13 protein-coding genes are annotated in these 12,494 nt (G+C 51.9%); 4 read left to right on the forward strand and 9 right to left on the reverse strand.

Features of this window, described 5'->3' with window-relative positions:
* Positions 1 to 61 precede the first annotated feature (61 nt).
* Entirely contained in the window at positions 62 to 376 is a 315-nt protein-coding gene (locus AC0LWM_RS25695) for an acetyl-CoA acetyltransferase (protein ID WP_474677867.1), read from the reverse strand.
* 136 nt (positions 377 to 512) lie between these two features.
* On the opposite strand from AC0LWM_RS25695, the gene AC0LWM_RS25700 reads away from it, so the two are divergent.
* From AC0LWM_RS25700 to tatA, 4 genes are read left to right on the forward strand one after another with little or no spacing between them, the layout of a single operon-like run.
* On the forward strand, positions 513 to 1,295 hold the full coding sequence (locus tag AC0LWM_RS25700) for a gluconate 2-dehydrogenase subunit 3 family protein (protein WP_474677868.1): 783 nt from the start codon (positions 513 to 515) through the stop codon (positions 1,293 to 1,295).
* A gap of 19 nt (positions 1,296 to 1,314) precedes the next feature.
* Positions 1,315 to 3,036 (forward strand): GMC family oxidoreductase, encoded by a 1,722-nt coding sequence (locus AC0LWM_RS25705; protein WP_474677869.1) that lies wholly within the window; start codon positions 1,315 to 1,317, stop codon positions 3,034 to 3,036.
* Positions 3,037 to 3,048: 12 nt separating this feature from the next.
* Complete coding sequence (tatC, locus tag AC0LWM_RS25710; RefSeq protein ID WP_474677870.1) at positions 3,049 to 3,792, forward strand: twin-arginine translocase subunit TatC; 744 nt, start codon at positions 3,049 to 3,051, stop codon at positions 3,790 to 3,792.
* Positions 3,793 to 3,809: 17 nt separating this feature from the next.
* Complete coding sequence (gene tatA / locus AC0LWM_RS25715; RefSeq protein WP_474677871.1) at positions 3,810 to 4,004, forward strand: twin-arginine translocase TatA/TatE family subunit; 195 nt, start codon at positions 3,810 to 3,812, stop codon at positions 4,002 to 4,004.
* 179 nt (positions 4,005 to 4,183) lie between these two features.
* Here the strand turns inward: tatA and AC0LWM_RS25720 are convergent, their stop codons facing one another.
* The 8 genes from AC0LWM_RS25720 to AC0LWM_RS25755 form a co-directional block, all read right to left on the reverse strand.
* Positions 4,184 to 4,498 carry a DMT family transporter gene (locus AC0LWM_RS25720; protein WP_474677872.1) on the reverse strand — a complete coding sequence of 105 codons (315 nt, stop codon included), beginning with the start codon at positions 4,496 to 4,498 and terminating at the stop codon, positions 4,184 to 4,186.
* 4 nt (positions 4,499 to 4,502) lie between these two features.
* Positions 4,503 to 4,838, reverse strand: a complete 336-nt coding sequence (locus AC0LWM_RS25725) for a DMT family transporter (protein ID WP_474677873.1) — start codon at positions 4,836 to 4,838, stop codon at positions 4,503 to 4,505.
* The gene (locus AC0LWM_RS25730; protein ID WP_474677874.1) at positions 4,831 to 5,442 is read right to left on the reverse strand and encodes a TetR/AcrR family transcriptional regulator; all 612 of its coding nucleotides are present in this window, start codon (positions 5,440 to 5,442) and stop codon (positions 4,831 to 4,833) included. The genes AC0LWM_RS25725 and AC0LWM_RS25730 overlap by 8 nt, the downstream gene beginning before the upstream one ends.
* Before the next feature lie 153 nt (positions 5,443 to 5,595).
* Positions 5,596 to 7,170: a response regulator transcription factor gene (locus AC0LWM_RS25735; protein WP_474677875.1), complete on the reverse strand. Its 1,575-nt coding sequence runs from the start codon at positions 7,168 to 7,170 to the stop codon at positions 5,596 to 5,598.
* A gap of 19 nt (positions 7,171 to 7,189) precedes the next feature.
* Positions 7,190 to 8,602 carry a sensor histidine kinase gene (locus AC0LWM_RS25740; RefSeq protein ID WP_474677876.1) on the reverse strand — a complete coding sequence of 471 codons (1,413 nt, stop codon included), beginning with the start codon at positions 8,600 to 8,602 and terminating at the stop codon, positions 7,190 to 7,192.
* An 82-nt stretch (positions 8,603 to 8,684) separates the two neighbouring features.
* The gene (locus AC0LWM_RS25745; protein WP_474677877.1) at positions 8,685 to 10,346 is read right to left on the reverse strand and encodes an extracellular solute-binding protein; all 1,662 of its coding nucleotides are present in this window, start codon (positions 10,344 to 10,346) and stop codon (positions 8,685 to 8,687) included.
* Between the two features lie 74 nt (positions 10,347 to 10,420).
* Positions 10,421 to 11,317 (reverse strand): carbohydrate ABC transporter permease, encoded by an 897-nt coding sequence (locus AC0LWM_RS25750; RefSeq protein ID WP_474677878.1) that lies wholly within the window; start codon positions 11,315 to 11,317, stop codon positions 10,421 to 10,423.
* 19 nt (positions 11,318 to 11,336) lie between these two features.
* Complete coding sequence (locus tag AC0LWM_RS25755; protein ID WP_474677900.1) at positions 11,337 to 12,299, reverse strand: ABC transporter permease; 963 nt, start codon at positions 12,297 to 12,299, stop codon at positions 11,337 to 11,339.
* Positions 12,300 to 12,494: the final 195 nt, after the last annotated feature.

The following is a 12,494-nucleotide window of genomic DNA, read 5'->3' on the forward strand; positions in this document are numbered from 1 at the left end:
TTTCCGTCAAAATCGGCTCACCTAAACTCGTACCGGTCCAAGTTCAGATCCGGACTTCCGATCACGTATAGAGCAGCGTAATGACGAGCAGCTCGTAAAGCACAAGCGGCAAAATGACGTTGTTGTAAACGTATTGATCGTATAACCATCCCCTCTTCATGGCATCGTCCGGCGAAACGCTTAAGTATAAATGGCTGGTATCGGCATTGACAATCGTACCTTCAAACACGTGTCCGTCCATCGTCTGGACGCGAACAGGCTGATTCATATATTGCTGGGAAGCGATATGCACTCCTTCCCGCATCGATTGCAAAACTCGGGCCATGCCCGGATCGGCTTCGTAAATCACTTGCTGATGCGATTCATCTGCATACATCTCGATAACCTCCATCAAGTTCTGCGTTCCCATTCATCCTATGCATATGCCTACTAAACGGTTTGGCGAAAAGGGTATAAAAACCATATGGTTAGAAAAAAATAACGGCAAATCTAGATTGAGGAGGATCTTCTGCATGGCTGACAACAACAAGACTAACGAACCGCAAGACCAGTCGCGGCGCAGTTTTCTGAAATATTCAGGCACCGCGATCGGTGGCGTCGTCGTAGGCGGCGTCATCGGCGGCTTGATCGGCAACACGATGGGCAAGAAGAATCCCGAGCCTACAGCTCCTCAAGCGCCGGGAACAAAGCCTTCGGAGAACGTGCAATACAGCCATGCGCTCATGTTCTTCACGCCGGAGCAGTTTCAGTTGACCGAAGCTGCGGCGGAGCGGATTTTTCCGAAGGATGATCTCGGTCCCGGCGCGATTGAGCTCGGCGTCGGATATTTCATCGATCATCAGATGGCGAGCCCTTACGGGATAAACGCCAAGGACTACATGAAAGGTCCGTTCAGTAAAGGCGAACCGACCCAAGGCAACTTTCCCAGCATCACCCGCAGCGAGTTGATCACGCTTGGCCTGAAAGCATTGAAGGAATACAGCGCCAAAAAATACGGCAAAGCGTTTACCGAGCTGTCCGAAGCGGAGCAGGACGAGGTGCTCAAATCGTTCGAGAAGGGCGAAGATGTGGTTCTGCTTAACGGCAATACAACGACGGCTTTTTTCAACCTGCTGCGCAGCTTAACGATAGAAGGGGTATATGCCGACCCTCTGTACGGCGGCAATAAAGATATGATGGGTTGGAAAATGCGCAATTACCCCGGCAACCAGATGAGTTACATTAACGTCGTCGATAAAGAAGAGTTTGTCAAAATCGAGCCGTCCAGCCTGCATCAGCACATGCAAACACATTAATCGCCAAGGAGGGTTTCAGGTGGCCAAGAAATTACCGAAAATACCGGTTGTCATTGTCGGCATGGGTTGGGCGGGAGGCATCATCGCCTCCGAGCTGACGAAAGCGGGCATCAAAGTGCTTGGGCTGGAACGCGGCAGAAGCCGTACGACCGCCGATTATTTCATGGTCCATGACGAGCTGCGGTATGCGCAGCGTTATGATCTTATGCAAAATCTGAACAAAGAATCGGTCACGTTCCGCAATACCGACAAAGTTGCCGCGCTCCCGATGCGCTGGCACGGATCGTTCTTGCTGGGCGAGGGCTTGGGCGGAGCAGGCATTCATTGGAACGGACAAAGCCTGCGCTTTTTGCCTTACGATTTCGAGATTTATTCCAAGACGGTCGAGCGGTACGGCAAGAAAAAAATTCCCGACGGGATGACGATTCAAGACTGGGGAATTACGTATGACACGCTGGAGCCTTATTTCGATAAATATGAGAAGATGGCTGGCATTTCCGGCGAGGCCGAGCAGAACGCGATGGTGGGCAAGCGTTCGAGTCCTTTCCCTACCCCGCCGATGAAAAAAACGCCGAGCATCAAAATGTTCGAGGAAGCGACCAAGAAGCTCGGTTATCACCCTTATATGATGCCATCGGCCAATTTGTCCGAAAACTACACGAACCCGGACGGCATCGCGCGTGCCGCTTGCCAATATTGCGCCTATTGCGAACGGTTCGGCTGCGAATACGGCGCGAAGGCGGACCCTGTCGTTACCGTGCTTCCGGTAGCGGAGAAAACCGGGAACCTGGAAATACGAACTCACTCCAACGTCACGAAAATATTACATAACGGCAAAAAAGCGACCGGCGTCGTTTATATCGATACGATTACGCGCGAGGAGTTTGAGCAGCCTGCCGACACCGTTATTCTCGCCAGCTATGTGTTCAATAACGTCAAGCTCCTGCTCGTATCGGATATCGGCACACCGTACGATCCGAAAACCGGCACCGGGGTCGTCGGCAAAAACTATGCATACCAGGTTAATGGCGGCAGCGCAGTTGGCTTCTACGACGACAGAGAGTTCAACAACTACGCCGGTGCGGGTGCTTTGGGCATGGAGATTGACGATTTCAACGGCGACAACTTCGACCATTCCAATTTGAATTTCATTCACGGGGCGGGAATCCGGCTGTCGCAGACGGGCCTGCGGCCCATCGGCAATAACTCGACGCCGGCCGGTACGCCGACATGGGGCAAAGAATTCAAGCAAGCGTCGATCAAATATGCGAACCGCACATTAACGGTTGCGCCGCAAGGGTCTTGCATGCCGTGGAGGCATCATTATCTGGATCTCGATCCTGTATACAAGGACGACTATGGCGTGCCGCTCATGCGCATCACATTCGACTTCGAGGATCAAGACCGCGAGCTTGTGAAATTCATGGCCGCCAAAAGCGCGGAAATCCTGAAGGAAATGAAGCCGACATCGATCGGCTCCAGCAGCGAGCTCAAGAAGTACAATATCATCCCGTACCAATCGACCCACAATACGGGCGGCACCATTATGGGAGCCGATCGCAGCAGCTCCGTCGTCAACAATTATTTGCAAATGTGGGATATGGAGAACCTGTTTGTCGTCGGCGCTTCGAATTTCCCGCACAACAGCGGCTACAATCCAACTGCAACCGTTGGCGCCCTCGCCTATCGAGCCAGCGAAGGCATCCTCAAATACGTGAAGCAGGGCGGGTCACTCGTCTAGAAAGGCGGTACCATGCAGAACAATGAGTGGCTTATCCATCTGACCGAGCTTCGCAAACGATTGATCGTCATAACGGTATGGTTTGTGCTGATGCTAAGCGCGGGCTTGTACGCTTCTCCGCATATTCTGTTGATGTTCAAGGAGCAGCCCGCCGCGGCGATGGTGAAGTGGAACGTCTTTTCGTTTACCGACGGATTGTTCGTATATATGAAATGCGCGCTTCTTTTCGCGATCCTGTTTACGCTGCCGGTATTGTTCTACAACCTGTGGGCTTTTGTCAAACCTGGGCTGACGGAGAAGGAGGCGAAAGGAACGCTTGCTTACGTTCCGGCGTCCTCCCTGCTATTCTTGAGCGGTTCGGCATTCGGCTATTACATCGTGTTCCCGATGATGCTGAAGTTTATGATGAAGCTGAACCAGAGCATCGGCGCCGTGGAAACGTACGGAATCGACCGGTACTTCGCGCTTCTGTTTCACGTCGTCCTACCGCTTGGCATCGCGTTCGAAATGCCCATCGTCGTGCTGTTCTTGACCCGGCTCGGTTTATTGACGCAAGAGCGGCTTCGCAAAACCCGAAAGTACGCGTATCTGGCACTTACGATCGTGGGCACGTGCATTTCGCCGCCCGATTTTGTATCCCACTTGTCCGTAACGATCCCGCTGATCCTGCTGTACGAAATCAGTGCCGTCGTTTCCGGGTTATACAACCGCAAGCTCGCATCCATGAATTCGAATCCGAATCCCATTACAGATTAAAAAAGGAGTCCCCGCCCATGTTCAACAATATCGGCGTTTCCGGATTGATCATCATCCTGCTCATCGCCCTTGTCGTATTCGGGCCGGCCAAGCTGCCGCAGCTCGGCCGCGCATTCGGCGACACGCTTCGCGAATTCCGCCATTCCACGCGCGGCATCGTCGACGGTGACGCGGACGATCACCCCGACGACAATGTCAAAAAATTAAACTAAATTCAATCCCAAAACCCAAACGAAAAACCCGGCAGCGACTTCCTGCCGGGTTTGGTTTCGTAAGTATAGATAAGGCCAATTTTATGCTGTTAATTTAAGCCCAACGACCGAGCACAGTACAATGGCGATAAACAGCAGCCTGCGCCAATCCTTCGNCGTAAGTATAGATAAGGCCAATTTTATGCTGTTAATTTAAGCCCAACGACCGAGCACAGTACAATGGCGATAAACAGCAGCCTGCGCCAATCCTTCGATTCGCCGAAGAACAGCATGCCGACCAGAGCGCTGCCCACCGTTCCAATTCCGGTCCAAACCGCGTAGGACGTCCCCATCGGAAGCGTCCGCATCGCAAGCGACAACAGCAGGAAGCTCATGAGAAATCCGCCGAACAGCAAAGCGATCGATTTGAAATTTCGCTCGCGGTTCAGCCGGTTGATGCCCATGACGCCCACGACTTCGAACAACCCTGCAAACACCAGATAAACCCAGGCCATTCGATCACGCCCTTTCCTTTGTCTTCGAGCCTGACACAAGCTTCAGACCTATGATGCCGATCAATAGACAAGCAATAAGCACAACTTTGCTCCATCGGAACGGATCGCCGAACAGAACCATATCGAGAATGACGGTCCCGGCCGCGCCGATTCCCGTGAACACAGCATACACCGTGCCTACGGGCAACGCCTTGGACGAACGGATCATCAGATCAAAGCTGATATATATCGCGATGAGCGTTCCGATCCACGTGATCGCATTATACGAATGTTTGAGTCCCATGACCCATAATACTTCGACAAGTCCTGCTGCAAAAACGAACACCCAGTTTTTATTCATCCGGATCTCCTCCCTCATCTGTGTTCGTATTATTCGTTAATCCAAGCCAATACATTCTCCATGACGCCCGCATGCGCGCCGCCGAACGCTCATTGCCGCCGTAGAGCAGCTCGACCGAAATGCCATCCAGCAAGCAGAGAAACGCTTCCGCCGCCTCCTTCGGCCGGCGAAATGCGATTTCACCCGTATCGACCGCGGATTGAAATACCGGAACAAGCATGGCTGCGAAGGAATCCAAGCCGCGGTAAGCCCGCTCCATGACCGCGCCATAAAGATGGGCCGGCGGAAAAAATATCGTACGCAGCCAAAACTTGCTGCTTCGATTCGTTTCGTAATTTGTCATGTATTTCGCCAAAAATGACTTCAACCGCTTGTTCAAAGCCGTTCCGTTATCGATCGTAATCGATTGGCGGAAAAATTCGATCTCCCCCTGCAGCACTTGATCCAATACGGCGAGAAACAACTCATCCTTGCCTTGATAATGAGCATATATCGAAGGCTTGCGAATGCCGACGTCGGCTGCGATTTGCGCCAAGGAGGCTCCTTCGTATCCATGTTCGGCAAAATAAATCAAAGCCGCGTCCCGAATGCGTTGCGCAGTCATGCAAACTCACCTACCTAACGGTCGTTAGTTTAATGACATTACTTTCTCACATTCGATCGCATAAGTCAACCTTTTTCAACTCTGAATAAATAAATAGTCGCACCGAACAAATGTCCGTTGCGACTGTAAAACGATCGAAATCATCCCATTCTGTTATGGCGCGGCGCGGTATTCGCTTGTGCTGACCCCGGCGTATTCCTTGAACTTCTTATAGAACCAGTCCAGTTCCCGGTATCCGACCTCCAATGCGATCTCGTATACCTTCTTGTCCGTGCTTCGAAGCAGCTGCCTGGCCCGCTCCATCCGGACCCGCATCAAATAATCGTTGAACGAAATGCCTTCATTGGATTTAAACAGCTGTCCGAGATAAGCGGGATTCATATAAATCTGCTCCGCGATGCTTTTCAAGCTTAAGTTGGTGCCATAGTCCTCGTCCACGATTTTTTTCACGATCTCCATCGTCGTCGCGGGCTGAGACGGCTTGGCTGCATCGAGCAAATCGATCACTTCGATACATTTCTGCGCGGCATAACCGAACAGCTGCTGCATCGTTTTGGAATCCACGATGATCCTGTAATCGTTACGGTCGGAGTCGAACGCCTTCTCCGGGCTGCTTCCTTTCTCCCGCACGAGGTGAAACAATCCGGCGAACAGCTCCAGCACGGTGGAACGAACAAGCGATTTGGGCGCTTCGGCGGCCGCAAACCGTTCCATTTGCAGCTTAAGCAGACGACGGCATTCCTCCTTATCGCCGTGCTCTACGGCTTGGAGAATATGCTGCACCTCCTGCACGCCGGCCAGGTCGTTGCGCCGGAATTCGCCGGCAAACGCACTGCTCGCGATGATCGATTCCTTCCCGAGAAAAAATTTGCGCTCCAGCATTTTTTCGGCTGAATAAAACGATTTGACCGCATCCTTATAGGCATTTACGATTTCCCCGATGCCGATTGCGACGGATACCTTCGCGTATTTGATCACATTGTCTCGCACGGCTTCGGCAACGGCGGTGACTTCCTGCTCATCGGTATCGAACCCGCCGAACAAAACGAGTCCGTACCGCTCCTCGGATTCCTCGAACAAATAACCTGCGGCGCCGATGACCTCCTCTATGACGTTGCGGGCGGCAAATCGTTTGATCTGGATTTCGGAATCGGTCCAGAACGAATCGACCGTATCCATAAAGTCCATCTCTACGACCAAACAGCAGACGCTGGTCTTGCCCTCCGTGCTCATGTACATCATCCGGAATTGGTCTTCGATTTCCTCCTCCCGCACGTAGCCGTGCACCCAACGCTTCAGCATCTGGTCCCGCATGGCGGGAATGCCGTGGTACAGCTGCTTGTGCAGCAGCGTCTCATGCGATATTTCCGATTTGATCGTCGTCAGCAGCCGGCTTAAGTCCTCTTCGGCCACAGGTTTGAGCAAATAGTCCTTCACGCCGTATTTCATACATTCTTTCACATAATCGAATTCTTCATATCCGCTCATGACGATGATCGGGATTTGCGAAAACCGGCGGATGCGTTGGATCAGCTCCAGCCCGCTGAGGCCCGGCATCCGGATATCGGTAATCATCAGTTTGTAGTCGTGCTGCTCCAGCAGTTCGATCGCCTGCCTCCCGTTCGCCGCCTCGCCTGCAACGGCAAAGCCGTATTGCTCCCAATCCAGCAAATATTTCATCGCTTTGATCGCGCCGGGCTCATCGTCAACCAACAAAACGTTCAACATGCTCCAATCCTCCTTGGACTTATTCCGATACCGGAAGCAGCAGCATCGCTTTCGTGCCTGCGCCTAACGCGCTTTCGATGCGCAAGCCGTACTTTGTGCCGTATATATGCTTCACCCGTTGTTGAATGTTGCGAAGCCCGATATGCTTCCCGCCCGCCGCGTCGGACACGTCGTTCAGCCACTCGTTCACCTCGGCAAGCCTTTCCGGCGACATGCCCGGGCCGTTGTCCTCGACATCAATGCGATACGTGTCCGCATCGACGATATTCGCCCGGATCGTAATAATGGTCTGCTCCTCGTTTTTCTCCAGTGCATGAACGATGGCGTTCTCGACCAGCGTTTGCAGCGACAACCTCGGGATTTTGAAATGCTGCAGCTCCTTGGATACTTGGATTGTGTAAACAAGCCGTTCGGCAAATCGGAACGACTGGATCTTCAAATACGTATCGATGATGTCAAGCTCTTCGTTCAGCGTAATCATTTGACCGCCTTTGCCCAGCACGTTGCGGAACGACTGCGCGAGCAGCTTCACCATCTCGGCGTTTTGCTTGTCGCCTTTCTCCAGCAAGTTGCCGCGAATCGCGTTTAACGTGTTATACAGATAATGCGGATTGATTTGCGTCTGCAGCGAGTATAGCTCGGATTCCCTTGTCTTCAGCTCCAGTTCTTTATTATTGATTTCCGATTGGTACACTTCCGTTATGAGACGGGACATTCGGGCAATCATGTTGTTGAAAATAAAACCTAAGGCGCTAACCTCGTCATTGCCTTTGATTTCCGCGATCGGCTTCAGCTGCTCCATATTGACGTTTTTCATGCCGCTGGCAAGCGCCATGAGTCCTTTGGTCAGGCGCTGGGAAATGATATATATGACGATCATCGTGACGAGCACGGCGGTGATGAGCAGGATGATCGCCACCCGCTTCAGTTCATTCGCGTTCTCCAGCAAAGAATCGGCGGGGATCAAGGACATTACCTTGATGCCGCGCACGCTGCTGCGCGAGTGCAGCGTCTGATAAACGAGCAAGTACGATCGTCCGTCATTTTCGACAAACACGCTGCCCGAATCTTGATCGGCAAGCTTGTCCGCAAACCACTCCCTGTTCAAATTGTTTCCGTAACTGCCCCGACTGTGGCTGTCCATCAGAATGCTGCCGTCCGGCAAAGCCGCAATAAACCGATTATTGCTGTTTTCGCTGGCGATCAGGTTATAGAGCAAGCGCACATCCACCTCCAGCGTGACGTACAGCTCCGCGCTCGGATTCAAGTTGTTAAGGCGCTGAGTAAGCGAGATCGTGCCGATTTTTTTGAACGAATCGTAAACGACCGGCCACCATAAACGGACGGCTTTCGGATTCGTGTGGTACGCCTTATACCAAGGAGACGCCTTCACCGCTTCGGTAATCTTCTGAAAGCCTGCGAACTCCAGCATCGGATTTTCCGTAAAAAACGTAAATTATGCAGCCAAAGAGCCCCACACCCTTTGACAATTTCAGGATGTGAGGCTTTAATTCTTATTGGCCTACCGCTTTATTATACTGCTCGATGTAATTTTTCCAAACGGACGTATAAGCCTTCTCGACTTTTTCGGTACCCGCTTTTTTCGCTTGCTCGACATAAGCGTTCCATCTTGCTTCGAATTCCGCGGCGTCCTTGGCGAAAATAATATTCGGCGATTCTTTTTTGTACACTTGCTCGATCCGTTTTCTCTCCGCGCGCCCTTCCGTCGGCTCGTTCAGCTGCCAGATGTACGCCGGAATCACTTCCGGCTTCGGCAAGAAATCGGCCCATACTTGTTTGCCGTATTTCGCAAGTATTTCTTTGGTCGCCGGGGCGTATTGGCTTGCCACGTAATCTTTCGTAAGCGGCGTCGCATAATCGCCGTCTTCGAGCTTGGCGCCGTTGCCTACCGTAAACGATGTGTATGGACCAGAGGGACCGTCTTTGTAGCCTAAATCCGGATTGGCGGCGATCTTCGCCGCGTATTCCGCATTGCGAACGCGCTTGCCGTCCTTCACGTCGTAATGGACGCCTTCGATGCCCCAGTTGATCAGCTTTTGCCCTTCATCCGACAACAAGTAGTCGATGAATTGGATGACGCGTTCCGGGTTTTTCGCATTTTTCGAAATGCTCCAGTTATTATTCGAGTTCGTTGGCGTAATGGTGTTCGTATGGTTCTCCGTATTCTCGTCGAATAGAATCGGCAGGTTCGCGAATAAACGCTCGTTTTTGCCCGCCGCTTTCAGCGCGTTCTCCGCCCCGCCCTTGAACCAGGACGGAATCCAGCCGGCCAGAATACGGCCTTGCGCAAGCTTCGCCTGAGCGCCGTCCGCGTTCAGCGTGAAGAATTCTTTGTCCAGCATACCGGCATTGTACAGCTTGTTCAAGAATTGATAGTACTTCTTCGTGTAATCCGAAGTGACGTTCATCGTCACGTTGTTGTCCTTGTCTATCAGGAACCAGGAGTGGTCCGGAGTACCCCCGGCAAAGTAAGCAGGGTTGTTCAAAATGCTGTCCGGGCTGTCCGCGCCGCCCATACCGGAGAACGGAATCGTCGGTTGGCCGTCGATCGTCGGATGTTTCTCATAGTAGGCTTTCAGCACGTCGAACAGCTGCTCGAGCGTTTTCACTTCCGGGTAGCCGGCTTCCTTCAGCACGTCGTATTGAACCGCGAAGTAGCCTTGCACGTCCGCCGGCGTTTCCGTTGTCAGAACGGGGCTGTATAGCGAGTAAATATGCCCGTCCGCATCTTTGAGCAGATCGAAATATTTGCCGAATTTCTTCTTGATGTTCGGACCGTATTGGTCGATCAGATCCTCGAGCGGGATGACTGCGCCCGCATCGCGATATTTGCCGATATGCCTCGGCTGCATAATGATAACGTCCGGATAGTCCTCGCCGGCAAGCCACAGGTCGAGCTTCTGGTTGCGGTCGCCGACGATCGGCACGTATTCGAGCGAAACGCCGGTTTTTTCCGTCAGCTTCTGCGACACGTTGTTGTCCCAAGTCAGCTTGGAGTCCAAGACGTCGATCGTATACTTCACCGGCCCGTTGCCGGAAGCGGTACCGTCTTGCGACTTGCCATCGCCTTCCGTTTTGTCATTGCTGGAACAACCGGCAACGACAACCGCAAATGCGAGCATGACGGTAAGAAATAACGATAATTTCTTCTTCATTTGCATGTTCCCCCTAGAAGATTTTTATTATATCATCAGGCGATGCCCGAACGATAACGCTGGAAGCGAAACGGCTATTCTTTCATCGCGCCAACCGTAATGCCCTTGATGAAATATTTCTGCATGAACGGGTATACGAACAGGATCGGTACCGTAACAATAATCGTCATGCTGGCGCGGATCGATTGCGGTGTCACCATATTGAGCAGGTTCTGGTCGATTCGGCCGGAGGTCGAAGCTTCGGATGTGACCTGCTGCACGGATTGCATCAATATTTTCATCAGCTCGAACTGCAAGAGCGACAAGCTCGCTTTCGAATTGTACAAATAGTTGTCCATCCAAGAATTCCAGTGGCCGACCGAAACGAACAGCGTAATCGTTGCGATAACCGGCATGCTGATCGGAAGAATGACGCGGAACAACACTTGAAAATCGTTCGCCCCATCCATCCGCGCCGATTCGATGATGCCTTCCGGCAACTGGTCGAAATAACTGCGAATAATGATGACGTTAAACGCCCCGATCAAGCCCGGTATGATATACACGAGAAACGTATTGTTCAGGTGCAGGTCTTTGATCAGCAAATAATAGGGAATGAGACCGCCGTTGACGTACATGCTGATGATCAGAACATAATTGAACGCTTTGCGGAGCATGAATTCCTTGCGGCTCAGCGTGTACGCCAGCATCGTCGTGCAAATGACCGATAATGCGGTGCCAAGCACCGTTCTCGAAATCGATACGAAGGTAGCCGAGAGCAAGCTTTCATTCTGAAAAATAATTTTGTAGTTTTCCAGCGTGAAGCTGCGAGGCCATAGATAAATGCCTCCGCGCAGCGTATCCAGCGATTCGTTTAAAGAAACGGCGAGCAAGTTGATGAACGGATACAAGGTTACGATGCCCAGAACGGTTAGGAAACTATAGTTACATACGGAAAACAATCGGTCGACAAAACTTCTCGTTTGGTACATGCTGTTCATCTCACCTCTCTTAAAACGCCTTGACGTCCGTCAATTTTTTCGCAATCGCATTGACCCCTACGACAAGGATGATGCTGACGATCGACTTGAACATACTGATCGCAACCCCGTAGGAATATTCGCCGATGCTGAAGGAATAATCGAGCGCGTACAGGTCAAGCACTTGAGAGTAGTCGATGACTAAACCGTTGCCGAGCAAAAACTGCGATTCGTAGCCCGTCGCGATGATGTTCCCCGTCGAAAGAATCAGCAGCAGCACGGCTGTCGGCAATATGCCCGGTATGGAAATGTGCCACATCTTCTGGAAGCGCCCGGCGCCGTCGACTTCCGCCGCTTCATACAGCTCGGAGTTGACGCCGGCGAGTACCGCCAAATAGATGATCGTGCTCCAGCCGAGCTCCTTCCATAAACCCGCTAGCGTATGGATGACCCAGAACCAAGAGCCTTTGGCCATAAAATAAATCGGCTGGTCGATGATGCCGAAGCGCATCAGCAAATCGTTGACGATCCCGCCGTCAGGAGACAACGTGATCAGGACGATGTTGGCGATAACGACCCACGACACGAAATGCGGGATGTACGTGATCGTTTGAATCGTTCTTTTGAAAAAATGCTTGCGTACTTCGTTCAGCAGCAGCGCGAGTACGATCGCGCCGATAAAACCGCTGATCAAGCTCATGATGCTCATCGCAAGCGTATTGCGCAGCACATGGTAAAAGGTTTCGTCCTGGAACAGCTGGACGAATTTTTCAAAGCCGACGAATGGGCTGCCCAGGATGCCCTTGCCTACCGAATAATTTTGGAAGGCCATAATCCAGCCCCACAGCGGCACGTAGCTGAACAATGCCAGAATGAGAATGAAAGGTACCGACATGAGCAGCAGCTGGTATTGCTTGCCCAGTTTGCGGAAATACGATTTTTTCCGCGGAGGCGCGGCTGTTGCATTGTTCGTGTTCATGGGTATCGTTTTGATGTAACTCACCTCTTGTTGTAATCCTTGCTAAATCCAAATCGATCGTGCTTTCATTATCCCGCGGGCTCGTTCGGCGGACAACCGGAGTGATTATAGAACAGCACCCCTCTGAATACAGATAATCCCCACAAAGTGGAGCTTCGCTTCGAAGCTATTCAGGTACTTTGCGGGGACCCCGAACTTTATATCGCAAAA

This window comes from Paenibacillus sp. sgz302148 (genome assembly GCF_056120465.1).